Raw genomic sequence first — 26942 nt, 5'->3', positions numbered from 1 at the left:
ATTGCTTATTTCATTTCGAGCAATTGCACCCCGCGGGCTTCAATCTCAACATTTCCCGAAAGCTCGCGATGGGTGAGCAGGTCATGTGCCTTGGCTGTACCGAGATCATAGGATTGCGTGGTTGCGTTATGGTTCATGACAAACAGGTAAGGTTTACCGTCTTTGGTACGTGCGCTTACTTCAACACCCTCCGGTGTCTCAAGCAAGGACTCTACGTTCTTGGCTGCTGCAAGCTGTCCCAGCAAACCATCCAGGAAGCGCTCATCCGGGTCGGATGCAACGTACCAGGCTTCACCTTGACCAAAGGTATTACGTGTCACAACAGGCATGCCTTTATAAAAGTCGTCTCCATACTCCGCGATGACTTCGGCTCCTTCACTGTGTAGCAGGTCACAGAGCATGCCACAGTCATATTCTCCTTCAAGATCGCCGTATGCTTCTTTGAGGACAATGCGGTTCTTTTGCTCAGGCAGCAGCGCATCAATCTCCTCCACCCAGATTCCGAGAAGTTTACGGAGTTCCCCCGGGTATCCACCAGTGGTCACGAGATCGTTCTCGTTCACAATGCCACTGAAGAAGGTCGTCAGGAATGTGCCACCTGCTTCAACATACTTCTCCAGTTTGGTGGCAAACCCTGGTTTAACCATGTAAAGGACAGGGGCAAGGACAATGTCGTATGTGCTCATATCTGTATCCACACTGATGATATCTACTTGAATGTTGCGGCGGAAGAAGGCTGCGTAATATTTATGGATCTGATCCACATAGTTCAGGGCAACTGTAGGTCCGCTTGATTTTTCGATGGCCCACCAGTTATCCCAGTCGAACACAATCGCAACTTTGGATTCAACAGATGCATCCAGCGTGGTGTCGCCAAGGATCTGCAATTCCTTGCCGAGCTCAGCGACTTCGCGGAATACACGTGTATTCTCGTGTCCAGCATGCTCAATAACTGCACCATGATACTTCTCACAGGCACCGATGGATCGGCGAAGCTGGAAGAACATGATGGTATCGGCCCCGTGCGCAACAGATTGATAACTCCACAGACGCATGACACCTGGACGCTTCAGTGAGTTATACGGCTGCCAGTTCTGCTGACTTGGTGTTTGTTCCATAAGCATGAACGGTTGACCATCCTTCAATCCGCGCATAAGGTCATGAGCCATGGCTGTGAAGCTTACAGGTGTTGCGAGACCGGGATAGCTGTCCCAGGAGACGATATCCATATGTTTTGCCCATTTAAAATAGTCCAATTGCTTGAAGAATCCCATCAGATTGGTCGTAACAACGGAGTCCGGAATGTGTTTTTTGATCGTATCGTATTCCAACAGATAACAATCCAGCATGCTGTCGGAGTTGAAGCGAGAGTAGTCCAGCGAGATTCCCTGGAATGTTGAATTGTTGTTACCCCAATGTTCGCTCAGGTTGCTCGGTAGTACAATCTCGTCCCAATCGTAGAAGGTATGCCCCCAGAAATTCGTGTTCCACGCTTTGTTGACCTGTTCCAGAGTCTGATAACGTTCTTTCAGATACACGCGGAATGCTTTCTCACAGTTATCACAGTAACACTCACCGCCATATTCATTGGAGATGTGCCATACGAGAACTGCGGGGTGATCCTTGTATCGTTCGGCCAGTTTATCCGCAATCTTCTCAGCGTATTTGCGATAGGTCGGGCTGTTGGGACAGGAATTATGTCGCCCACCGAATTTGCGTTTGCGTCCATCGGCATCTACACGAAGCACGTCTGGATATTTCTTCGCCATCCAGGCCGGATGGGCAGCCGTACTCGTTGCAAGGCATATATAGACACCATTCTCATATAGACGATTAATCAGTTGGTCGAGTTCTTCAAAACGGTAAGTAACTTCATCAGGCTGAATCAATGCCCATGAAAATACGTTGATCGTGGCAATATCAATGCCTGCCAATTGGAACATGCGCAGGTCTTCAAGGTGGGTTTCGTGGTCCCACTGTTCCGGGTTATAATCGCCGCCGTAGAACATTTTGGGTAGTTTGCTGCTAATCAATGTGTTCACCTCTTGTATAAGAATAATCCTATACTATATGATACATATGACTTTTAAAATATAATAAAAGTAATGACTGATATAAGAATATGGAAGTCTAACTCAGCTTATAACCAAGGAGGCATCCCATGTTTATCTCACCCCGACATCAACGATATTTCATGACATCACGTGATCAGCCGCTGCCCCTTTATATTGAGAGCCTGGGTTATAACGGCAATCAGGAGAAGGTGTCCAGATCTGCGGGGTATCCTTGTTACCACTGGCTTCAGACCGTGAAGGGGGCCGGAGAATTTAAGTTTGCCGGGTCCACGGTCATACTGGGGGAATCATCCGGTATTTTGCTGCCTCCGAATGAACCGCATGAATATGTGCGTGCTCAGGGGGAGTGGGAGACTCTTTACATTACATTTGGCGGTTCGCAGTGTCCGGCAATCATGGAGTCACTTGGTCTGGGTGAAGCGGCATTCCATCAGTGGGAGCAGAGTAGCCCGTTTAACGACTACGGCCAGGAGGTGCTGAATTCAATCAGAAGTGATCAGGATTTGTCGGGACTCGAGGCGTCGGCGGATATATACCGATTTCTGATTTTGCTCAAAAAACATGGCATGACGGGTAATCGTTATTCCATCTCACATGCCGTGGAGAGACTTGCTCCGCTCATTGCATTTATGGAACAACACTATGCGAATCCCGAGATTGGACTCGAACATATGGCTGCTGTAACGGGGATCTCATCCAGACATCTGAACACTTTGTTCAAACAGTCCTTTGGCATGACAGCCTATAGTTATTTCATTTTGCTGCGCATTCGCAAGGCTAAGGAAGTCATGACCGGCAATACCGCCCTGACGATTAGGGAAACCGCAGTTCGGGTGGGCTTTCGGGATTCAAGCCATTTTGTCGCTACATTTCGCAGAATTGAGGGAGTGACTCCCGAACAGTTCCGTAACTTGTATTAACTTGTACTCAAATGATTAAAAAGTGATGCCAGGAAGGTATTGATGCATGAGGGTCATTGCCGTTATGATGGTATCGATTCCTGAGATTCGAAAACGTTTAAACGGACCCATGGTTCCGTTCTACTTGGAGAGGATGATTGAAGATGACAACCACGATACCCTTATGGGATCATGCTGCACCTTATGCAGCGCAGGGCCATGAAGGCGAGATGCCGCATTTGATTCCATTTATTCAGGCTGGTTCCGAGAGCGCTGTCATTGTATGTCCTGGTGGTGGCTATGGATATTTGGCTGACCATGAAGGTGCTCCAATAGCCGAATTGTTGAACCGCGCAGGCATCAGTGCATTTGTCCTGAAATACCGGGTGGCGCCTCATCAGCATCCTGCACCGATAACAGATGGTCAGCGTGCCATACGTTATGTTCGTGCGCATACCGAACAGTACGGGATCAATCCTGCCAAGATTGCAGTACTTGGATTCTCTGCAGGTGGACATCTTGCAGCAACACTGGGAACGCTGTATGACGAGGGGCAACCAGATCATGAGGATCGGATTGAACGCCAAAGTTCACGTCCGGACCGCGTTATTCTCTGTTATCCGGTCATTACGATGGAGTCCTATGGACATGCCGGTTCCCGTGAAAATTTGCTTGGGTCTGACGCGTCTGCCGAGCAGATTAGAGCTTTTAGCGCGGAACAGCAGGTGAGAGCGGATGCTCCTGAAGCGTTCATCTGGCACACCAGCGATGACCAGGCAGTGCCTGTAGAGAATAGCTTGCGTTATGCACTTGCATTGGGTGCGCATGGCATTCCTTATGACTTGCATGTTTTTGAGAAAGGCTCACATGGACTTGGATTGGCTGAGTATAACCACGCGGTTCGGGTATGGTCGGATCTATGCTTGACGTGGCTTAAGAATCAAGGCTGGTAATTATATTAGTGCTTTAGAGCGAAGGAGTAAATGACAATGAAATTGCAGAAAAATGATAAGCTTCTGTTCATCGGAGATTCGATTACGGACTGTGGTCGGGAACATCCTGTAGGCGAAGGCAGCTCAGGTCTGGGCCATGGTTATGTAGCGCAAGTCTATGCCCTGTTGCGGTCCATCTATCCGGAATTGATGTTGCGTGTCCAGAATGTGGGTAATGGTGGGAATACGATTCGTGATATGAAACAGCGCTGGGATCGTGATGTGTTGGACCTTAAACCGGACTGGCTCACGATCATGATCGGCATTAACGATGTATGGCGTCAGTTCGACAACCCATTGTCAACAGAGTCACATGTGTTTCTTGAAGAATACGAATCCACATTGCGTGAACTGGTGGCTTCGGTTCGTCCCAACCTAAAAGGTCTGGTACTGATGACACCTTATTATCTTGAGGCCAATCCGGAAGATCCGATGCGGGCAACGATGGATATCTACGGAGAAGCGGTACGCAGGGTAGCCAGTGAGTATGATGCGGTGTATGTGGATACACAGGCTGCATTTGCTCCATTTTGGGATCATTTCTATACGTCTGTGCTGACTTATGACCGGGTACATCCGGATGCAACGGGCCATATGGTACTGTCCAAAGCATTCTTGGATGCCATCGGATTCGAATGGTCAGGTGGCGTCAAATCTTAATAAGGACGTGATGGCATGAGCAATGTAACTATTGCAGTACAAACCCCAGCATTACTGGGGGAAGGTCCAAGCTGGGATGCGGAGAACAATCGATTATTGTGGGTTGATATTGAAGGTTTCAAGGTGCATGTGTATGACCCGGCTACAGGTCAGGATCAAGCTTATGATGTCGGTGAACATGTAGGCGCGGTTGTTCCGTATCGGGGTGACGAAGTTGTGGTTGCTTTACGCAGTGGGTTTCATACGTTTCACCTGATTACGGGTGAGCTGCATGCCATTGAGGACCCCGAACAAGATAAGGATACCAATCGGTTTAATGATGGAAAATGTGATGCGAAGGGCCGTTTCTGGGCAGGCACGATGAGTATGAATAATGAAAGCAAAGCCGGATCGCTGTATTGTCTGGAACAAGAACAACCTGTACGCACGATGGTACAAGGCGTGTCAACATCCAACGGCCTGGGTTGGAGTCCGGATCGGAAGACCATGTATTACATTGATACTCCGACACGTTCAATTGACCGGTTTGATTTTGATCTGACAGCAGGTACGATACAGAATCGGACAAGCGTCATTCATATACCGGAGGAATTCGGATTTCCAGATGGAATGACGGTTGATGGTGAGGGCATGCTGTGGGTTGCACACTGGGGCGGAGGAAGAGTCACTCGCTGGAATCCGCATACATCCCAACTGTTGCAACAGATCGAGGTGCCGGCGGATCAGGTCACATCCTGCTGTTTTGGTGGACCGGACCTTGAAGAGCTATACATCACAACAGCACGTATAGGGATTAAGGAAGAACGTCTGAAAGAGACACCGGATGCGGGCTCACTTTTTGTCATCAGACCGGGAGTTAAAGGCCAGGAGACTCACGCCTATGGTAGCTCGAAATAAACAGGTGCCAATCATGTAGTGAACCTCTGACTGGTCGGCCAGGTAAGAAACGATTCATTTTGTACTCTTATATAAAATGTGGAAAGGTGCTGTTCTAACAGCATCTTTTTTTGATTTAGATTTTCGTCTGTATAGAACAAAAATAAAACGACTTTTCATTAAAGTGACAGACCAAATAGTTCCATTATGTGGTATTATTTGGATTGGAGATAAAGCTCTACGGAGGACGTATTAAATATGTAGGAAAGGGTGTAATTATGAAATTAAATCATCTGAACCTAACAGTTACTGATGTTCCAGCTGCTCGCGAGTTTTTAGAGACTTATTTTGGTATGACATGTGAAGGTACGAGAGGAAACGCATTTGCAGTTATGTTTGATGATGAAGGCTTTATTCTCACTTTAATGAAGGGTAAAAACGTAATCTATCCAATGACTTTTCATATCGGATTTCCCCAACCGACCGAACAAGAGGTTGACAGGATATATAGTCTTTTGAAAGACAATGGCTTTGAAGTAGACGCACCTAAGCATGCACACGGTTATACTTTTTATGTTGAAGCTCCTGGTGGATTTACTGTTGAAATCTTGTGTTAATCTATATCCCATGAAAGTCGCTATTTTAGCGGCTTTTTTTATTGTATAAACAAGTTTAAACACTGAAAATATTTTACAAAAAACGATTTCGACAGAGGGGTTTGGAATTTTCCATCGAATGTTATTTATTGAAAGTATTATCCATATAACCATGAATTAAGAATAATTATGTAAGCGCTTAACAATAAGGCTGGAGGGAGGTGAGGCTTCTTGTATCAAGGGATGCATTGATTCGTCTGGCACGCCATCATCAGCACGATGAGACAGCGGGGATAGACCGAAATGCAGTAACAAAGTTGAAGAGGAGGATAAGTTGATATGAGAACGTTTATGGGGAAATTACGAATGATGAGCTTGACGGTTGCCGTAGTAACCGCTTCACTGGCAGGACTTGCTGGAACTACATCGGCGGCACCGAGTGAAGCCTATGAGTGGAAAAATGTGGTGACTGGTGCAGGAGGCGGATTTGTACCGGGCATTATTTTCAACGAGTCGGAAAAGGATCTGATCTATGCCCGTACCGATATAGGGGGAGCCTATCGCTGGAATGCGGCTGACGAGAGCTGGATACCCTTAACGGATTTTGTTGGCTGGGATGACTGGAACAAGAATGGTGTGGACGCACTGGCTACGGACCCGGTTGATCCTGAACGCGTGTATATGGCAGTTGGGACGTATACGAATTCGTGGGACCAAAATAATGGTTCCATCTTGCGCTCTACGGACCGGGGGGATACATGGCAGACCACAACTCTTCCGTTCAAAGTGGGAGGCAACATGCCGGGACGTTCCATGGGAGAACGCCTGACTGTGGACCCGAATGATAACCGTATCCTGTATTTCGGTGCACGGAGTGGTCATGGGTTATGGAAAAGTACGGATTACGGTGTGACCTGGAACGAAGTCACAAGCTTCCCGAATCCGGGAAATTATGTGCAAGACCCTTCGAATGAGTATACCAGCGACATCGTAGGTCTGGCATGGATTACGTTTGACAAAACAACAGGTTCGGCGGGGCAGGCAACCCAGACCATCTATGTGGGTGTTGCGGATAAAGATCAAAGTGTATATCGCAGCACGAATGGCGGCCTGACCTGGTCAGCTGTTTCGGGTCAACCTACAGGTTACATCCCGCATCATGGTGTACTTGATTCAGACGGAAGCCTCTATATTACGTACAGCGATGGTGTTGGACCCTATGATGGGGCAAAAGGTGACGTTTGGAAACTGAACACGTCCACAGGTGTCTGGACCAACATCAGCCCTGTTCCAAGCAGCAGCACGGATAATTATTTTGGATATGGCGGATTGGCTGTCGATGCTCAGAATCCTGGTACATTGATGGTCGCGACATTGAACTCCTGGTGGCCTGATGCCACGTTGTTCCGCAGTACAGATGGCGGAGCGACGTGGACACGCATATGGGAATTTGATGGATATCCGAACCGGAAGTTACGGTATACACAGGATATTTCGGCAGCGCCATGGCTCACATTTGGTACCAATCCTGCCCCACCCGAAACAACTCCAAAACTGGGCTGGATGATCGGTGATCTGGAAATTGATCCGTTTGATTCGGATCGCATGATGTATGGAACGGGGGCTACGATCTATGGAACGAAGAACCTGACAGACTGGGATGATGATAAGAAAATCAATATTTCAGTGATGGCGAAGGGTGTTGAGGAGATTGCCGTACTGGATCTGATCAGCCCGCCAAGCGGTGCACATTTGATAAGCGGAGTGGGAGATGTCTCGGGATTCCGTCATAATAATCTGGATCAGGCTCCAGCGACCATATTTACGAGCCCGAACTATTCTTCCACAGAAAGTCTGGATTTTGCAGAGTTAAGTCCGAATACGATGGTTCGCGTAGGGAAAGCAGATTATGCTGCTGATCCAAATGCAAAATCCATTGGTTTGTCCAGTGATGGAGGGACTACGTGGTATAAAGCCAATTCAGAACCTGCCGGCACAACGGGAGGGGGAACTGTAGCCATCTCTGCGGATGGTAACCGACTGGTATGGAGCACGTCAGACAAAGGTGTGTATTACTCGACTGGCGGCAATTCCTGGACGGCAAGTACAGGGATACCTGCACAGGCAAAAGTGATATCTGATCGTGTAAACCCAAACAAATTCTATGGATTTGCAGCGGGTAAAATCTATGTGAGTGTGAATGGTGGTGCTGCCTTCACGGCATCGCCTGCGACGGGACTTCCAATGGAAGGAAATGCCGATCTGGATGCCGTTCCAGGTGTTGAAGGTGAACTCTGGTTTGCAGGTGGTAGTGAGGAAGCAGGTCCTTACGGATTATGGCATTCCACGGATTCAGGAGCGACATTCACGAAGCTTGCCAATGTAGAGGAAGCAGACAGTATCGGATTTGGTAAAGCGGCCCCTGGACAGAACGTTGTTGCGTTATATACGGTTGCACAGATTGATGGAACACGTGGATTCTTCCGCTCCGATGACGGTGGAGCCAATTGGGTTCGTATCAACGATGATCAGCATCAGTATGCTCGTGTAACCACAATTACGGGTGATCCGCGTTTATATGGAAGAGTATACCTCGGAACGAATGGCCGCGGAATTTTGTATGCCGACCGTGTTGGAGGTAACAATGGCGGAGGTACAACACCAGTGACCAACTCTGCCATTACACCGGTTACAGCGGAATTTGATCGCAAAGTCGGTAATCAGGTTGATATTCCAGTCACGTTGACGCTGAACGGCAATACACTTGTATCCATTCGTAACGGGAATGCAGCGCTGGTTTCAGGTACAGATTACACGTTAACAGGCAATGAGGTCGTATTGAGTAAAAACTACCTGGCATCCCTGCCAAATGGCGCAGCGGCACTAACCTTTCAATTCAGCGCAGGCGCTCATGCGACCTTGAATCTGCTCATTAAAGACACGACACCTGCCCCTGTTGGAACCATACGCATTGAGATGTTTAATAGCAACACTTCAGCGACGGGCAGCTCGATTAGCCCCAAATTCAAACTGACGAATACGGGTACTACAGCATTGAATCTGTCTGATGTAAAAATCAGATACTATTACACGATAAACGGTGAACAGCCTCAGAACTTCTTCGCTGACTGGGCGACTGCTGGCAGTTCGAATGTAACAGGCACGTTCAGTGCACTCAATCCAGTACGGACAGGTGCTGATCACGTACTTGAGCTCGGCTTTACAGCTTCGGCTGGAACTTTGAATGCGGGACAAAGCACGGAAATTCATACTCGCTTCTCCAAGAGCAATTGGACCAACTATACGCAAACGGATGATTATTCTTTTGCAGGTAGTCAGTCATCCTATACGGATTGGTCCAAAGTCACCGGTTATGTTGCAGGAAGTCTCCAGTGGGGAATTGAACCATAAGGGAGTAATTTAACAAAATAGGATTGAAAATAGGGGTCCTGATTCGCCAAATGATCGAAAGGCGATTCAGGACTTCTTATTTTGTCGAAATATAGTGTAAACTATAGATAGTTACCATTGAATATACGATCGTTTTAGGATATAAAAAGATGTACAATCAATTTAAATTTAATGTAACCGCTAACACTGGAAAGTGTTTATAACCGATATATAATAGTAGGTATAGCCTATACAGATATAGAGGAAAGATTAGACAAGGGGGTCGCGATCATGAACCGGTTGTGCAAGGTGCTGATTGTTGACGATGAGTTTCTGGTAAGACAGGGCATAAAGCACCATATGAACTGGGAAGCAGAAGGATTTATCATTGTGGGTGAAGCTTCCAACGGTGAAGAAGGATTGCAGCAGGTGAGCCTGTTAAAACCGGATATTGTGATTACCGACATTGTCATGCCTGTCATGGATGGCGAAACGTTTGTCCGTACACTAAAAGCCAGTAATCCGCAGATTGAAGTTATTGTACTTAGCAGCTTCAGTGAGTTCGAGTATGTACGTTCTACGCTTCAGCACGGGGCAGCAGATTATATACTGAAACCGAAGCTGGATACGAATGAATTATTGCAGGTCCTTCAACGCACAGCGGGTAAAATTCCGGAGCTACAGTTTGAGCCGTCACACGATGGCTGGAGACTTGGACAACTGATGGAGAAGATGTTATCGGGATTTACATTGGATGAAGATAGCGAAATGCCGATGATACGAGATACCTTTCCGTACAAATCCTTTCGATTGCTTGTGTATAAACCCGTGGATGCTGGAGGGAATCCGCTGAAGTTGGATCAGGAACATATTGAATCCAAGCTCCGCGGTGATCTGCCTGAAGTGGAATGTGCAATGGTTCCCGCAGAGGGTTCATTACCTGTCATGCTTCTTAATGTCGATCCTGCGAGAGATGGTTGGATGCTTGAACGGATTAGACAGTTGGCCAGTGAAAATGCAACAGGAGAAGGCAGTCCTGGTTGGGTGCTTAGTGAAAGCTTTACTTTATTTGAACAGATGGGTGTTGTCTACCGGGAACGCCTGATTAAGCTGATGGAATATCGCTTCTATTATAAGGATCGACCTATCCTGGTGTATGGTGAACTGCCTCCATTGCATCCCGCTGGTTACCAGTTTAATGTGAATATGTTCTTACAGCATGTGAAGCGTAACCGGGTCGAAGCGGCAAGAGAATATTTACAGGATCATGTGACAACACTTGGACGGGATTATATTGCCGATGTGTTTGAGATCAAATCATTTCTCGGTAACTTGATCTTCAACGTAACCATTACCCTCGCGGATATGGATGTTCAGTCTTCCGGGCTGGAAGAGAGCAAATATACGTATTTTAAAAATGTGGACGGTGCTTCGAGTCTGGACGAAGTTATGACTGTACTTGATCAGTTTATGACCGAAGTTCAGGAATGCACCGCCGGTGCAGGTGGAAAACGTAGTGATCCCAACATGAAGATGCTGCTGGATTACATGCATGAGCACTTTGACCAGCCGCTCGGACTTGCTGAAGTAGCCAAGCACTTTCATTTCAATCCATCGTATTTATCCAGTTATTTCTCATCTCACAAAAAAGAAGGATTTAATGAATATCTGAATAAAATTCGGATTGAAAAAGCCGAGGAACTGCTGCGATCCGATGATGTAACGATCTCTGAAATAAGCAGTATGGTAGGCTATTCCGATCATAGTTATTTTTGCAAAGTGTTCAAAAAATTCACCGGACTATCACCAAGCCGATACCGGCGCAAATTCTGGGCATAAAGTCAGAAGGATAAGATCATGAAGAAATGGATGAACAGATTATCTCGTCTCGGATTATTTCCCAAGTTGTTTCTGGTTATGGTGGTCAGTATAGTTCTCGTGTCAGTACTTATCTTGTGGACGACCATTCATATGTCAACCAATCTCTTTACCGAGACGTTCAGCATCACAAACTCCAAAGTGCTTAATCAGATCAAGACCAATTTTGAATCCTTTAATGAATCGATTGCTGCGGTTACCAATAATGTAACTCAAAGTGGTGCCATTCGGGGATTTCTGTCTGAGGGGGATGCAGACTCAGTCTCAACGGCCAAATCTTTCTATAATATGCGTGAAACCATGAATCGGGTTCAAACCATTATTGAGTCATATGAAGTAGGTATTACCATTGTGGGTGTGAACGGACGAAGTTTTTCCACCAATCCGGCTTACATTAAGAAGACAGGGGATGAATTGAAGCAAGAGCCTATTACTAAAGCAGCGCTTCAATCGCCGAGTCGGCTAATCTTTGACTATTACCGCAGTGATACCAGTGAAGGCGAACTGCAGATGATTTCTGCAACAAAGGCATTGACGGATCGAACAAGAAATCACATATACGGGACACTCTATGTCACCATGAGAGAAGTGGAGTTCCAGCAGTTCTATTCCAGTTTCACGAGTCGGGGTAATGATGTGGTCATTATGAACGAAAAGGGCGAAATCATATCATCAAACCGTATGGACTGGATCGGTACAGTTCAGCCGGAGCTGCTCACATATGCTAAGGATTTAAGTGTGGACGTTTCGAAAAGTGTTAATGCCCGTGTTATGGGGCAGGAGAGCATTGTTCTATCCGAGTATTTGCCCTTTTATCGGTTTTATCTGATTAATGTAGTGGATAAAGAAATGGCGATGGGACAGCTCATAGACATGAAGACAGTTGCGCTGATCTGTGCAGCGATCGTTGTGGGCGCACTCATCCTCGTGTTCCTCATCACCAGCCAAATCACCAAATCACTGCGCAGACTGGTGAAGCAGATGTCTAATATCACGAAAAGTGATCTGGATAACTATATACCGGTTAGTGGCAGTTACGAGAGTCGCCAACTGGGCCATGCGTACAACTACATGCTTGATGAATTACATGATTATGTGGATCAATTAGTACAGACACAGCATGAACAACGAAATGCAGAGCTTGCGGCATTACAGAGTCAGATTAATCCTCATTTCTTGTACAATACACTTGCATCTGTCAAAGTTCTGGTGCAACAAGGCAACAAAGACAGGGCTGCGGAGACCATTAATGCGCTGATTGGATTGCTGCAAAATACGATCAGTGATGTGAGTCAGACGGTTACAGTGGAGCAAGAAGTCGAGAATTTGAAAAATTATGTCTTCATTAATCACGTCAGATATGGTGGCCGGATTAAAGCTGCTTTCTACGTTGCTCCGGATTGTACACACTATCATGTACCCAAACTGGTGATCCAGCCGTTTATCGAGAACGCATTTTTCCATGGATTTATCAAGAAAGAGACGGGTACGATTCATGTCATGGTGTCCAGAGCGGGAGAATCACTTATCTGTGAGATTATGGATAATGGTGATGGTATTGAAGGGCTTGTCATGGGAGAAACGTTGCCCAATCCGAAAAACAATCGTCAGCTATTCAGCGGGATCGGTATTCGCAACGTACATGACCGTATTGAGTTATTATATGGTTCACCGTATGGTGTCACGATTATGAGTACTGTCAGGGAAGGAACGAGAGTCACCGTTACACTGCCTTTAATCACGAGTTGATTCGTAGCCAATTTCAATTGAATACAATTAAAATCGAGATCCCTCGCTTCTGTATCTCTACAGAAACGGGGGATTTTCGCGTGTCAGTGGTGAAGTGAAAACACATATTTGTACGATTTCAAGATCAAGATAATACAAAATCAAAAGAAATTACAAAAAACTAAATTTAATGCAAGCGGTTTCTGTAAAGGTTTTCATTGTGGCAATAAGATGACAAATCCGCACAAAATTATTACTAACGAATGGAGATATGGGAATGATAAGATGAATACATCGAAAGCAACCGCTTTCAGAAAACGCAAACAAATTACACACAAAGAGGTTAAAGGGGAGTTGAATGTTTTGAAAAAAATGTGGGTATTGATGCTCGTTACAGTACTGCTGTTGTCCGCATGTTCATCCGGCGGTGGAGGTAATTCTGCCAGCGGTGGAGATGAAAAAACAAACGAAATTACGATCTGGGCTTGGGACAAAGCATTTAACGTCGCTGCTCTTGAACAAGCAAAAGAAATTTATCAAAAAGAAAATCCTGATTTGAAGATCAACATCATTGAGAATGCTCAAGATGCGATTATCCAGAAGCTGAACACAGGATTGAACTCTGGAACAAGCAGCGGTCTTCCAAACATTGTTTTGATTGAAGACTATCGTGCACAAAGCTTCCTGAGTGCGTATCCGGATGCGTTTAAAGATTTGTCTTCTACAATTAAAGCTTCCGATTTTGCAGATTACAAAATTGGACCAACATCCTATGAGGGCAAACAATATGGAGTTCCATTTGACTCCGGCGTAGCAGGTTTGTACTACAGAACGGATTTGCTGGAACAAGCGGGCTACAAGTCTGCTGACTTGCAAGACATCACTTGGGATGATTACATCCAAATCGGTAAAGATGTAAAAGCAAAAACAGGTAAAGAGCTGCTGTCTCTTGACCCGAATGATCTTGGAATCATTCGCATGATGATCCAAACAGCAGGCAAATGGTACACAGCAGAAGATGGCAAGACACCTGACATTAGCAGTAACCCTGCTTTGAAAGAAGCTTTCGAAACGTACAAAAAAATGATGGATGCCAACATTGTTAAATTGCACTCTGACTGGAGTCAATTCGTTGCCAACGCCAATAACGGTAGCGTAGCAACAATTCCTACAGGTAACTGGTTCTCACCATCTGTTCGTCAAGAAGCATCCCAATCCGGTAAATGGGCTGTAGCTCCAATGCCGAAAATGGCTGGTCAATCTAACTCTGTACATGCATCCAACTTGGGCGGTAGCTCCTGGTATGTTATGAACAATGTTCCTGGTGCAGATCAAGCAGCTGACTTCATGGCCAAAACATTTGGTTCTGACAAACAATTGTACCAAGACTTGTTGACAAATATTGGTGCTATCGGTACGTACAAACCGGCTACTGATGGTGAAGCGTACAACAAGCCAGATGAGTTCTTCAGCGGTCAAAAAATCTTCAGTGATTTCGCAAATTGGACCAAAGAAATTCCAAATGTAAACTATGGTAGCAACACATATGCAATTGAAGACATTCTGGTTGTTGAAATGCAAGCGTACCTGAATGGTAAATCAATTGATGAAGTTTTGGCTGAAGCACAAAAACAAGCTGAAGCACAATTAAACTAGGACACCCCAGGTAACTTATAGAACCCAAGGTAACTCGGAGCCGTCTCCCTTGTCTGGCGCAAGTCGAACCGGATAAGGCGAGAGGCTCTGTGGGTTCTATCCATGTTCCGTGGAGAGAGAGGAGCCATACTGTGAAAGCCATAAATACAGGAGACAGTCTCCAAAAGAAAAGTAATTTGACTGGATGGGCTTTTGTTTTGCTGGCTGTTATCGGGATTGTAGCATTTTACTTCTACCCGATGATTCAAGCGCTGCTCTTATCATTCAAGTCTGGCAAAGGGGCCAATCTTGAATTTTCGGGCCTTGCGAACTACAAAAGATTGTTAGTTGATACAACGTTCCGCACAGCATTATCGAACACATTCATTTACTTGATCATTCAAGTGCCAGTAATGATTATTCTCGGTTTGTTTATTTCCGTATTGCTGAATGACAGCACACTGCGCTTCCGGAGTTTCTTCCGCACAGCCATTTTCTTGCCTTGTGTAACTTCATTGGTAGCATATTCTGTTGTATTCAAATATTTGTTCGCACCGGATGGAATGGTCAATCAATTCTTGATGGGCTTGCACATTATTGGTGATCCAATTCAATGGATCACAGACCCGTTCTGGGCTAAAATTACGATCATAATCGCCGTTACTTGGCGTTGGACCGGATATAACATGATTTTCTATCTGTCATCTCTGCAGAACATCGATCAATCGATCTATGAAGCAGCCAAAATAGACGGAGCCAATGCATTCACCCAATTTTTCAAAATTACAGTTCCTTTGCTCAAACCCATTATCCTCTTCACGTCGATCACATCAACGATTGGTACATTGCAAATCTTCGATGAGATCATGAATATTACCAAAGGTGGTCCAGGTAATGCGACCATGTCGATTTCACAATACATCTACAACCTTTCGTTTAAATATTCACCGGACTTTGGTTATGCAGCAACCGTTTCGTATTCCATCGTAATCTTGATTATTGTATTGTCCATCATCCAGTTTAAAGTGGCAGGTGATAATAAAAATGGCTAAATTTAAAGCAAAACGAATTTTTACTTATGTGTTCCTGTCCATCGTCGCTTTTGTATCCATTTTTCCATTCTTCTGGATGTTGGTCAGTTCAACGAATGCATCTGTCGATGTAACCAAAGGCAGATTGTTACCAGGTTCGGCTTTCATTGATAACTTCAACAAACTTCTTGATTCGACGAATCTGGTACAGGCTCTCGGAAACTCGGCTATTATCTCTGTTGTTTCCACCCTTCTGGCGCTGTTGATTGGTTCCATGGCAGGTTATGGATTCGAAGTATTTCGCACGAAGTCCCGTGATATTGTGTTTAACATCCTGTTGTTATCCATGATGATCCCGTTTGCAGCCATCATGGTACCCCTGTATCGCATGTTCGCAACAATCTCGGGCGTTGCACCAGTAATTGGAATCAACACCATGGCAGCAGTTATCCTGCCGACCATCGCAACAGCATTCCTGATCTTCTTCTTCCGTCAGAACACCAAAATGTTCCCGAAAGATTTGCTGGAAGCTGGACGTATTGATGGTTTGAGCGAACTCGGGATCTTCCTGAAGATCTACATGCCAACAATGAAAACAACCTATGCAGCGGCAGCAATTATTACATTCATGAGTAGCTGGAACAACTATCTGTGGCCACTCATTGTATTGCAAACGCCTGACCAACAAACGATTCCGCTATTGATCTCAAATCTTGGTGCTGGTTATGCTCCGGATTACGGAGTAATCATGACAGCGATCGTTATTGCAACACTACCTACAGCAATCGTATTCTTCATCATGCAGAAACATTTTGTTGCAGGTATGGTAGGTTCCGTGAAATAAGCATAACCGCATAATGCGTCCGTATCGGACGAGTGCAGGAAAGAGAAGAGGACGCCTGTCAGGCGTACCTCTGTCTTTTTTGTATTTTGTATGAATGCAAAAGGAAATTCACATGAAACCTTGAATAAGTCAAACTATACCGTTTTAAAGGGAGAGAGAGCCGATGAAAGCAACAAAGGCAGATATCAACTGGTTGGGAGACGTAAGTGTATTTGAGGTGAACCGTCTTCATGCCTATTCCGATCACCGTTATTACCAAACGATGGACGAGGCAGTAGGTTCAGGCGCGATGTCCATGCGTTATGATCTGAATGGTACGTGGAAATTCAACTATGCCATTCGTCCAGACAGCCGTCCTGAATTTTTCTATACATCCGATTTTTCCAGTGAAGGCTGGGATGATATTGAAGTTCCGGGGCATATCCAACTTCAAGGATACGGACAGATTCAATATGTAAATACACAATACCCTTGGGATGGTCTGAACGAAATTCGTCCGCCGGCATTGCCACAGGATAAAAACCCCGTTGGAAGTTACATTCGCACCTTCCACCTGCCGACAGGTTGGGAGTCGAATCCGGTATATATTTCTTTCCAAGGTGTAGAATCTGCATTCTATGTATGGCTTAATGGACAATTCGTAGGATACGGGGAAGATAGCTTTACGCCATCTGACTTTGACCTGACACCATTCCTTCAGGATGGAGAGAATAAACTCGCAGTTGAGGTGTATCAACGCAGCACAGGCAGCTGGCTGGAAGATCAGGATTTCTGGCGTTTCTCCGGTATTTTCAGAGATGTGTATCTGTATACGGTCCCTGCTGCACACGTACGTGATGTTCATGTCCGCACAGATCTGGACAAGTCCTATACCAACGGTACCTTACAACTAGATTTGAAACTGGAAGGAAAAGCGGTTGCTGGAGCACGTGTAGAGGCTGAACTTCGTGATCGGGAAGGTAATACAGTGAAAACGTTTGAATCCAAGGTTAACGATGGACAAGTAAGTCTTCGTGAAGACATTGGTACAGTGAACCTGTGGAGCGCAGAGATCCCATACTTGTACCGCCTCTATATTCGTGTATATGATGCTGCGGGTACACTGGTTGAGGTTGTTCCTCAAGCCGTTGGTTTCCGTACATTCGAAATGATTGACAAAGTCATGCACATTAATGGTAAACGTATCGTATTCAAAGGTGTGAATCGTCATGAGTTCAACCCGCGTCGTGGACGTGCGGTTACGAAGGAAGACATGTTGTGGGATGTTCGTACCATCAAACAAAATAATATGAATGCCGTACGTACGTCACACTATCCAAACCAAAGTCTGTGGTATGAGCTGTGCGATGAATATGGACTCTATGTTATTGACGAGATGAATCTGGAGACACACGGATCTTGGCAGAAGCTTGGCGCCGTTGAGCCTTCTTGGGTTATTCCAGGGGACAAACCGGAATGGCATGATATCGTTATGGATCGCGCTGTATCCATGGTCGAGCGTGACAAAAACCATCCGTCTATTCTGATCTGGTCTTGTGGTAATGAATCCCATGGCGGTGAAGTCATCTACAAAGTATCCCAATACTTCAAATCAGCTGATCCAACCCGTCTGGTACATTACGAAGGTGTATTCCATGATCGCCGTTTCGATGAGACAAGTGATATGGAGACCCGCATGTATGCCAAACCGGCGGACATTGAAGAATTCCTGAATGCCAACCCGACTAAACCTTATATTAGCTGTGAGTACATGCACGCCATGGGTAACTCTATTGGTGGTATGCACAAATATACGGAGTTGGAAGACAAATACCCGATGTATCAAGGTGGATTCATCTGGGATTATATCGACCAATCCATTTATAAAAAAGATCGTTATGGCAAAGAGTTCCTCGCCTATGGTGGAGATTTCGGTGATCGTCCATCAGACTATTCGTTCTGTGGCAACGGTATCGTTCATGCCGATCGTAAAGTAACTGCTAAAATGCAGGAGGTCAAATTCCTGTATCAGAACATCAAGCTGTTCCCGGATCGTGAAGGCGTTAAGATCGTGAACGGTAACCTGTTCGCAGATACATCTGCATTGGAACTGGTATACAGCCTAGAGCGTGAGGGACATGAAGTGCTGCGTGGAACATTGGAAGTAAACGTGGATGCGCAAAGTGAGACGGTAGCGAAACTTCCGCTGGGTGCAGAATCCCTGGTGGGCGGAGAGTACGCTGTGAACACTGCATTTGTGTTAAAAGAAGCTACACTGTGGGCTGACAAAGGTGAAGAAGTGGCATTTGGACAGTTTATTTTCACACAGGATCAGGTAAATGATGCAGCACAGACGGACCTGAACCTTGTAAGTGATGTAAAAGTGGTTGAAGGTGACGTTAACATCGGTGTTCGTGCTGGCAAAACTCATGCGCTGTTCTCCAAACAGTTCGGGACACTGGTTTCCCTGAAATTGTCCGGTCGTGAGACCATTGCTGTACCACCTGCACCGCTCTTCTGGCGTGCAATGACGGATAATGACAAAGGAATGGCGATGGGCTTCGAACTGGGTGCCTGGTATGCTGCAAGCCTGATGCCACGATCTGTAGAGTGGAAAGCGGAACAGAAACCGGATCAATACCGGATCGAGTTCACGTACAAGCTTAACATTTCGGAGGATGTACAAGTGAAAGTGGTGTATACCGTTCATGCAGATGGAAGTGTACGTGTGCATAATACGTACAAAGGTACAGCCGGATTGCCGAACCTGCCAATTCATGCATTGTCCTTCAGAACATCACCTGACTTCGAAAACGTGGAATGGCTCGCGATGGGACCCGAAGAAAACTATGCAGACCGCGCATTTGGCGCACGTCTAGGCATCCATGGCAGCAAGGTAGCTGATACTGTAGCTCCATATCTGGTACCACAGGAGTCGGGCAACCGTACTGGCGTTCGTTGGGCCAAATTGACAGACAACGCGGGACGTGGCTTCAAAATTGAGGCATCCGGAACTCCGGTTGAACTGAATGTTTCACCGTATACGGCATTTGAGCTGGAGAACGCACAACATGCGTACGAATTGCCACCGGTGCACTATACGGTCGTGACTGTAGCGGGTAAACAAATGGGTGTCGGCGGTGATGACAGCTGGGGTGCTCCGGTTCATCCGGAATACCTGATCCCTTCGGACGGCGAACTGACATTTGAATTCGTCATTCGTGCACTGTAAGCACAAGAATTGTACAGAAAAATAATGTACTAAATAAAGAACAGAGGTCTTCGCTCGTCGGAGGCCTCTGTTCTGTTATGTCAACGAACAGCTTGAGAGGTGTTGTATGAAACCGTTCTCGTTCCGATCTCGTAATGTACGAGACAGGAAACATAAGAGGGGGTTTAAGATGAGTAGAAAAGCAAAGACAGGTATATGGGTGACGGTGTTGGTCTTTCTGGGCATCATTGTTGGATGTTTCATATGGTATTTCAATACGGCTTCGGGTGAACGTGCACTCAAAACGATGAGGTCCAATAACTCGGGCGGTCTGGAGAGGGTCGTTAAGGTGTACAGCAATAATGGTGAATTGATTCAGACCTATGATGGCAAAATCGATGTGGAAGATACGGAATACGGCAATAAAGTATTATTCGATCTTAATGGGAAACGGGTTGTGATCTACAATGCAACGATTGTAGTAGAAGAGAAGTAAACCTGCATTGGCCAATCTCAAAGGAGCACGGATTCGAAACCTGAAATGACTCCATCTCTCTTATATGGTAAAATTAAGGTAATGACTTAGAGGTGTGGTGATTTTTATGATGGATATGTACCTGATAATTCTTGCTGCTATCTTGGGCATGATCTTGTTCTATGGTTCAATTGCTTATTTCTTGGTTCGCTTTATTTCAAAAAAAGCATTCAAGCTTACGTTAACGAAATATGAAATGATGGAGATCATGACCTGGCTTGCGGTGCTGTTCATTACCTTCATGATGATTAAGGCACATTCAATGAATCTTCTCTTGCCGGTTGTAGTACTTATCATTCCATTGATCAATTTGCGGCGGTCCAATCGGAAACAAAGAGAGCTGAATTAGTATAGCTTGCTAAGTTGGCTAATCCACAAGAAGAATGAATTATAGGGAAGGTTGCCGGAGATTACATCACAGGTCAACCTTTTTTTAGTTGGAATAGGCATGAGGATTAAAAATGTGAAATGAGCGAAGGGGAGCTTAATCATGATCTTGGGCAAATCAACAGACACGTCAGGGTTAACGCAAGTTGCCAATCTCTCGGATGAGCTGCAGCCTGTTTTTGATAAAGCAGCAACCAAATATCAAGTCGTTGATATAGAACTCTTCTTTGTTTTCAGGTGCCTTCCTGCAGAATACGACAGAAGATCAACGGTTAGGCATGTGAAGAAGGAGAATGTCATCTATTTTGATCTGGTGGTCAGCGAGGATCGTTATAAGACATTAAGTAAGAGCAAGCAACGGTATGTGTTAAGCCATGAGTTTTATGCTTTTTGGAGTGAAAAGATCCAAAAATACAAGATTGAACATCTAAACGCCAAGCAATTTATAGCAGATATGGGCATGTGGCTAAGGGAGATTGGATGGCTGCAGACCGAAGAGGAAGCAGAAATAAGTGAATTTGAAGAAAAGTATAACTAACATAATAAGTTAAAATAAAAACAACAAAAAGAAGCCCTCTTTCGAGAGCTTCTTTTTCATGGGAGAGGAGAAACCGGACGAAGAGCTTATGGGGAAACGTAAGTCTTCTCCGCGGTTGTCTACGACACTTGTGATGTCGATAATTATAGAATCGCCCGATTGTTTCCTTTTTATACATATGCGTCAACAATTCGGCAACAATTTTCCAAGGGGAATGAAGACCGCGCATTTTTCAAACCGAACCCGAATGTGGTACGATAGCCTTATCAATAAACTTACATAGAGAAAAGGTGACTCGTCAGTGAGAGTGGTATCTGGGAGTGCGAAAGGCAGGCCGCTGAAGGCTGTTCCTGGCACGGGTACGCGACCGACCACCGACAAGGTGAAGGAAGCGTTATTTAGCATGGTTGGTCCTTATTTTGAGGGCGGCACAGCATTGGATCTGTTTGCAGGCAGTGGGGGTCTCGGTATTGAGGCGCTGAGCCGCGGCATGGACAAGGCTGTTTTTGTTGATTTGGAATCGAAAAGTATTGAAGTCATCCGCATGAATCTGAAGGCGACCAAGCTGGAAGACCAGGCGGCTGTATACCGTAATGATGCAGGTCGTGCACTGAAGGCACTCGCCAAGCGAGGCACAACGTTCGATCTGGTATTTCTCGACCCGCCATATCGCATGAAGAACGGGCACGAGTTGATGCTGACCATGCACGAACTGGAACTTCTGGAACCCGAAGCAACCATTGTGCTTGAATATGAATCCAAACATGATTACCCTGAGCAATTCGGCCCGTTTGAACAAACGCGCAAGGCTTTGTATGGGGAGACGGCAGTATCCATCTATTATTATGCGCCTGAAGCATTGGAAGATGGAGAATCCATTACACCGAAAGAGGAGGCTCCTCATGACTGAAATGATACATCGACAGGAACGGATCGCCGTATATCCTGGAAGTTTTGATCCCGTAACGATGGGGCATCTGGATATTATCGCCAGAGCGTCGAAGCAATTTGATCGCGTCATTGTGGCTGTGTTGAACAATATGAGCAAAAATCCGCTGTTTACGGTGGAGGAACGCAAAGAACTAATCACGGAAGTAACCCGCCATCTATCCAATGTGGAGGTGGACAGTTTCCTCGATCTGACAGCCAATTATGTCCGGCAAAAGGAAGCGCAGGTCATCGTTCGTGGTATACGCTCGGTAACTGATTTTGAATACGAGTTGCAGTTGGCATCGACCAACAGCAAGTTGAATCCGGATGCGGAAACGATATTTATGATGACCAATCCGAAATATTCCTATTTAAGTTCCAGCATCGTCAAAGAAATCGCTCATTATCATGGAGATGTTACAGATCTTGTATCACCTGAGGTGGAAGCAGCGCTCCGTCAGAAAATCAGCGAGAAAACCGGCGGTTAAACCAGAAGGTAAGACCTGATAGACTAATCATGACTGCAAGAAGTAACGCAAGACCCATGCATGCAGCAGGGAAGACGCTCCAAATGGTGTTGATCGTATATGTGTTACCTGGACTATGTATGAATAGCCAACCGAATGGTGTCGAGAGGTCCTGCTCTGCATTCGTCTGTAATGTAGTCCAGACCTCTGTGCTGTAACGGCTGAATGGCATCCACAGGAACATACTGATGAAAAAGGCGATTAATCCATGAGTCAGACGAACTCCAGCAAAGTACAGCATCGATTTGCTGCTTGGACCAGTGGTTTTTAGGACAGCAGAGACTTGCAGATGGGAGCATAAACCACCCCATCCCAGAATGGCTGCAAGTAGAGATATGAGCAGCGCGGGTGTAAGTGAAGTCTGACTCAAATGGTAGGTACCCAGGTGAAGCTCAAAGAAGGCTGGCCACAGCGCAGCAGAGGACCCGGGAGTCAGATACAGGGAGACCAACCGGATAAACACGGCAAAACCGATCATGTATCCTCCAGTCATCATCAAGGTCTGCACAGCTTGGGATACGGTGTCACCGAGCAGTTTGCCAAACCCTCTTCCATCACGACTATGGGCTTCCCTCGCTGCAATCATCATATCAGACCATATACTGCGTCGTTTGTATGTAGAGTGGTGGGGTGCAGATGAGCGACTTATGGAACTTGCAGGACTTGCAGGCTGAGAATCAAGAGAGCTGTTATCTGCTTGCACAGCTGTCAAGCCAACCCGGTTTTTCTGGTTACCCGGTGCAGGCAGGAGACGCGTGGCAAGAATGGCAGCGATCCAGCCGCTGATCCAGTGGACCGCGAGTAGAAAATATCCGGCCGCTGGCTGGTGAAGAAAAGCAGCACCAACGACCAGTATGATCATCATTGGATTCGCAAAATGAGACGCCGCCGCAAGTACAACCGCCTGCTTGGCGGTAATTTGTCTATCCTGAAATAAACGGGACACCGCATCTGCTCCTGCGGGGAATCCGCCGCACATGCCAACGGCAATCGCCAAACCTGCGTTGCCTGGAAGTCTGAACCATCGTTGCATTAACGGTCCGAGCAAGGCGCCGATCGCATGGGTGAAGCCAAACGCAGTGAGCATTTGGGATAACATGAGGAACGGGAGCATGGCAGGGAAAATGATTTTCCACCATATATCCAGACCTTGAATAGAGGCATCAAACGCTTCTTTGGGGGAGGCAACTACCGCAATGACCAACATTAAAGCGCCGGTACTTAGGATTATCGTTCGTAATGGGCCAGAATCTCTAACCTCGCTCTGTAATGTCATCGTTTCACCTCATATCAGATAACGCCGCTTCGGCATCTGAATCGTTATGGACGGCCGAATGACGCCCAAAGGGCGGTTCGGCCTTGACCGGACAAGCTATTGTATACAGCGGCCTATCCGGCCTGTACCATTGTATGCACAGGGACCAGAGTGTTAGACTTGAAAAAAATGATGAAACAAGATGAGCTGAATATCTGCATTACACAGAGCGAGTATCTAACCGGAGAATGGCAGTATTCACAAGGTGGAATTACGATCGCTGATTAGTGTAGAGTTTAGCTTGTATAGAGATACAAAGAACGGAGGCTCATGCGATGAATCGGATTCGGAAATCTGGCGGATTCAGAGCTTCGATCTTTGTGATCGTGGTGGCTCTGGTCGTCTATGTTGCCGTGTACATGCCAACGCCGTATATCATATATATGCCTGGCAGTGCAGATGAAGTAAAACCAATGGTAACGGTTAAAGGTGGGGACCAGGAAGAACGCGGTGTGTTCATGATGACGACCGTGTCGGCAACATATGCCAATGTGTTTTTGCTAGGAACCTCTCTGTTCAATCAAAATGCTCAAGTGGATAAAAAGGAGGACCGACTGCGCGGTAAAAGCGAAGCGGAATACTCTGCCGAACAGGTGTGGTTCATGAGTGACTCACAATCCTCTGCAATGGAGGCTGCATATGAGCAGGCTGGTGTGGCTTACTCTATTGTGCCTGAACATATCTTTGTATTTGGACTGTCCGAAGATCCAAAACCCGATGGAGACATTGCTCCGGGCGATATTATTCTGGGAGTGAACGGAACAGCTACGCCGGATAATACGGTGCTTTCTGCCCAGTTAAAAAATAAAAAGGTTGGGGATACCGTCGAAATGCAACTGGAACGTGGCGGAGAGACCATTAGCCGGGACGTGAAACTGATTCAGGTAAAAGACAATAAAACGGGAGAAACCCGCCCGGGACTCGGCGTGATGATTGGTGCAGTTCAGAAGGTGAAAGCTGAAGATCCGGACAAACAGATTTCCTTCACAGATACTCAGGTTGGTGGTCCGTCTGCCGGCTTGATGTTTACGTTGGAGATCTATAACCAGTTAACACCTGGAGATCTGACCAAGGGGCATCGAATTGCGGGTACAGGTACCATTACCAAGGACGGTGTGGTGGGTGCCATTGGTGGCGTAGTGCACAAGATTGTAGCCGCTGACCGGAAAGAAGCGGAGATCTTCTTTGTGCCGAAGGATAACTATAAGGAAGCAGCAGCCAAGGCTGAACAGATCGGCACCAAAATGAAACTTGTGCCTGTGAGCACAGTGGATGATGCGCTGGCGTATCTGAAAACCTTATCCGTGAAATCATAGGATTATGATCGGGCGTGAAGAGATAGAGTCGAGTTGAAATGGATAGATAATGTACGGATGAAATCGGAAAGAATGGATTGCAGCGAATGAAGTGTGATCATGAGAAATGAGAGTTTCAGCAGATTCAAAGGGTTAAATGAGAGAATCCCCTTGTTGCGATGTGCCTGAGCGGCGCGCAGCAAGGGGATTTTTTGTTTGTCAAAACTGAAAACTTATGGTCAAAAGCGGATTACACTCTCACAGGTGACTCATAGTAGTCACTGAACATCCTGCGTGTGTCCCTATGCTCGCAAGCGATCCCATACGCAACCTGGGCTTGGATATCCAGTTCCAGTTGATTGTGCGTGAACGTTGAAGGTTTCAGCACAACAGGCAACGAAGCGGTCTTCTTCATTTGTTTAAGCAGGCTCTGCCCTTGAGTATTGAATCCGAGGGCTCGGAGATATCCGGGTCCGGCAGCCAATTGCTCTGGTGAACACTCGGCTTTGGTGTGATTCAGGAGCAGGTGGGCGAGCATACGCTGGAGTTTGGTCCGTGTGTATCGTTTGGTCTTCAGTGCATTCAGGAGTACTTCGACTGAAGGCTCGGGGAGCTGAGCAAGTGTACGGCTCAGCCGGTGCTCCAAGCCTTCCGTGACTTCGGCGATGCGTTCCAGCTCGGAGGCACGGCGTGTGGCCGCGAGGTGAAACAGCGGCTGTGCAAAGCGCTCCCAGTGCATGGGGGCGCGGCCTTCCTGCCATTCGCGATGCAGAATGGCAAGAGTGGCCGCCGGCACGTATGGCGCGGCGGCGTCAGGCCCGTCCGCCATCAGCAGGCGGCGGACGGCTGTGGCACTGGCGATCGCCCCCGGCCCGGGCGTCGCCTCATGATACGCGGCACCGGTACGCGCCGCCGTAAAGGGCTGGATCGCGCTGCCGAGTCGTTGCAGCGCGATCAGGTAGTGCAGCCCAAGCGAATTGTTGGGCTGCTCCAGCAGTGCAGCGGCGTCGTGAGCATCGACGCCGCCGGGCGCCAGCGCTGCCGCCGCTCCTGCGTATGCGGCGGGGTAGCTGGCGCCTTCCCGCAGGCGGCGCGCGATGTCCTCGCGCATCCCTGCGGGCTCCACAGCCAGCACGCGCGCAATGCGCTGCAGGCTGTCCAGGTCGCCGGACTCGCTGCCGAAGCAGAGCGAGTCCACAACGCCGGTGCGGTCCAGCAAGGACACCGCACCGAAGGCAAACCACTCCGCCGGTTGCACAGCATAAGCCACTGGCAGTTCAAGCACGAGATCCGCGCCTGCGTGCAGCGCCATCTCGGTGCGCGCCCTTTTACCCACGATGGCGGGTTCGCCACGCTGGAGAAAAGGGCCGCTCATGACTGCAACAACGGCGTCTGCGCCGCTTAGCCGCCGAGCTTCCTGCAAATGATAGACATGCCCATTGTGCAAGGGGTTATATTCAACAATGACGCCTACGGCTCTCATGATTAGACGTACTCCTTTCAATTGGATAACCGAGTATGTATAACATCCATTCCATCATAGGGGATGTCATGTATTAGATCAAATCATGCACCCACTCAGACAAGAAAAAGCACAAATCCGACAACAAGGGATGTCAGA

At 46.8% G+C, this 26942-nt stretch carries 21 protein-coding genes; 18 read left to right on the top strand and 3 right to left on the bottom strand.

All coding sequences use genetic code 11. The annotated features are described in order from the left end of the window. Positions 1-5: 5 nt before the first annotated feature. A complete protein-coding gene (locus AB4111_RS05670) occupies positions 6-2033 on the bottom strand; it encodes a beta-galactosidase (RefSeq protein WP_442030780.1) in 2028 nt (675 codons plus the stop codon). Positions 2034-2161: 128 nt separating this feature from the next. Here AB4111_RS05670 and AB4111_RS05665 point away from each other — a divergent pair, with 128 nt between their 5' ends. The 17 genes from AB4111_RS05665 (at position 2162) to coaD (ending at position 22672) form a co-directional block, all read left to right on the top strand. Next, a complete protein-coding gene (locus tag AB4111_RS05665) occupies positions 2162-2995 on the top strand; it encodes a helix-turn-helix domain-containing protein (RefSeq protein ID WP_442030779.1) in 834 nt (277 codons plus the stop codon). A 143-nt stretch (positions 2996-3138) separates the two neighbouring features. Beyond that, positions 3139-3927: an alpha/beta hydrolase gene (locus AB4111_RS05660; protein ID WP_442030778.1), complete on the top strand. Its 789-nt coding sequence runs from the start codon at positions 3139-3141 to the stop codon at positions 3925-3927. Between the two features lie 36 nt (positions 3928-3963). Continuing rightward, complete coding sequence (locus tag AB4111_RS05655) at positions 3964-4626, top strand: SGNH/GDSL hydrolase family protein (RefSeq protein WP_442030777.1); 663 nt, start codon at positions 3964-3966, stop codon at positions 4624-4626. A gap of 15 nt (positions 4627-4641) precedes the next feature. After that, the gene (locus tag AB4111_RS05650; protein WP_442030776.1) at positions 4642-5523 is read left to right on the top strand and encodes an SMP-30/gluconolactonase/LRE family protein; all 882 of its coding nucleotides are present in this window, start codon (positions 4642-4644) and stop codon (positions 5521-5523) included. Between the two features lie 257 nt (positions 5524-5780). After that, a complete protein-coding gene (locus tag AB4111_RS05645; protein ID WP_442030775.1) occupies positions 5781-6119 on the top strand; it encodes a VOC family protein in 339 nt (112 codons plus the stop codon). A gap of 318 nt (positions 6120-6437) precedes the next feature. Next, positions 6438-9509, top strand: a complete 3072-nt coding sequence (locus AB4111_RS05640; protein WP_442030774.1) for a X2-like carbohydrate binding domain-containing protein — start codon at positions 6438-6440, stop codon at positions 9507-9509. 270 nt (positions 9510-9779) lie between these two features. Next, the gene (locus AB4111_RS05635; RefSeq protein ID WP_442030773.1) at positions 9780-11327 is read left to right on the top strand and encodes a response regulator transcription factor; all 1548 of its coding nucleotides are present in this window, start codon (positions 9780-9782) and stop codon (positions 11325-11327) included. Between the two features lie 18 nt (positions 11328-11345). Further along, entirely contained in the window at positions 11346-13115 is a 1770-nt protein-coding gene (locus tag AB4111_RS05630; RefSeq protein ID WP_442030772.1) for a sensor histidine kinase, read from the top strand. 351 nt (positions 13116-13466) lie between these two features. Then, positions 13467-14750: an extracellular solute-binding protein gene (locus AB4111_RS05625; protein WP_442031584.1), complete on the top strand. Its 1284-nt coding sequence runs from the start codon at positions 13467-13469 to the stop codon at positions 14748-14750. A 131-nt stretch (positions 14751-14881) separates the two neighbouring features. Continuing rightward, positions 14882-15781 carry a carbohydrate ABC transporter permease gene (locus tag AB4111_RS05620; protein WP_253433650.1) on the top strand — a complete coding sequence of 300 codons (900 nt, stop codon included), beginning with the start codon at positions 14882-14884 and terminating at the stop codon, positions 15779-15781. Continuing rightward, positions 15774-16604, top strand: a complete 831-nt coding sequence (locus AB4111_RS05615; RefSeq protein WP_442030771.1) for a carbohydrate ABC transporter permease — start codon at positions 15774-15776, stop codon at positions 16602-16604. The genes AB4111_RS05620 and AB4111_RS05615 overlap by 8 nt, the downstream gene beginning before the upstream one ends. Positions 16605-16767: 163 nt before the next feature. Next, on the top strand, positions 16768-19815 hold the full coding sequence (locus AB4111_RS05610) for a glycoside hydrolase family 2 TIM barrel-domain containing protein (protein ID WP_442030770.1): 3048 nt from the start codon (positions 16768-16770) through the stop codon (positions 19813-19815). Between the two features lie 169 nt (positions 19816-19984). Further along, positions 19985-20290, top strand: a complete 306-nt coding sequence (locus AB4111_RS05605) for a hypothetical protein (protein WP_062833752.1) — start codon at positions 19985-19987, stop codon at positions 20288-20290. A 106-nt stretch (positions 20291-20396) separates the two neighbouring features. Beyond that, positions 20397-20678, top strand: coding sequence for a hypothetical protein (locus AB4111_RS05600; RefSeq protein ID WP_442030769.1), 282 nt, complete (start codon positions 20397-20399; stop codon positions 20676-20678). A 141-nt stretch (positions 20679-20819) separates the two neighbouring features. Further along, positions 20820-21254 carry a hypothetical protein gene (locus AB4111_RS05595; RefSeq protein WP_442030768.1) on the top strand — a complete coding sequence of 145 codons (435 nt, stop codon included), beginning with the start codon at positions 20820-20822 and terminating at the stop codon, positions 21252-21254. 301 nt (positions 21255-21555) lie between these two features. Continuing rightward, entirely contained in the window at positions 21556-22164 is a 609-nt protein-coding gene (rsmD, locus tag AB4111_RS05590; RefSeq protein ID WP_253433670.1) for a 16S rRNA (guanine(966)-N(2))-methyltransferase RsmD, read from the top strand. A 1-nt stretch (position 22165) separates the two neighbouring features. Next, on the top strand, positions 22166-22672 hold the full coding sequence (coaD, locus tag AB4111_RS05585; protein WP_442031583.1) for a pantetheine-phosphate adenylyltransferase: 507 nt from the start codon (positions 22166-22168) through the stop codon (positions 22670-22672). On the opposite strand, the gene AB4111_RS05580 is transcribed toward coaD, so the two are convergent. Beyond that, positions 22650-23987 carry a nucleoside recognition domain-containing protein gene (locus AB4111_RS05580; protein ID WP_442030767.1) on the bottom strand — a complete coding sequence of 446 codons (1338 nt, stop codon included), beginning with the start codon at positions 23985-23987 and terminating at the stop codon, positions 22650-22652. The genes coaD and AB4111_RS05580 overlap by 23 nt on opposite strands. A gap of 314 nt (positions 23988-24301) precedes the next feature. Between AB4111_RS05580 and AB4111_RS05575 the strand changes: the two genes are divergently transcribed. Continuing rightward, positions 24302-25342: a SepM family pheromone-processing serine protease gene (locus AB4111_RS05575; RefSeq protein ID WP_442030766.1), complete on the top strand. Its 1041-nt coding sequence runs from the start codon at positions 24302-24304 to the stop codon at positions 25340-25342. Between the two features lie 229 nt (positions 25343-25571). Here the strand turns inward: AB4111_RS05575 and AB4111_RS05570 are convergent, their stop codons facing one another. Next, positions 25572-26804 (bottom strand): nucleotidyltransferase, encoded by a 1233-nt coding sequence (locus tag AB4111_RS05570; protein ID WP_442030765.1) that lies wholly within the window; start codon positions 26802-26804, stop codon positions 25572-25574. Positions 26805-26942 lie beyond the last annotated feature (138 nt).

The organism is Paenibacillus sp. 2KB_22 (assembly GCF_052115745.1).
GTDB lineage: Bacteria > Bacillota > Bacilli > Paenibacillales > Paenibacillaceae > Paenibacillus.
Note: the sequence above shows the minus strand (reverse complement) of the source record. Positions and strands in the feature narration are given on the sequence as shown.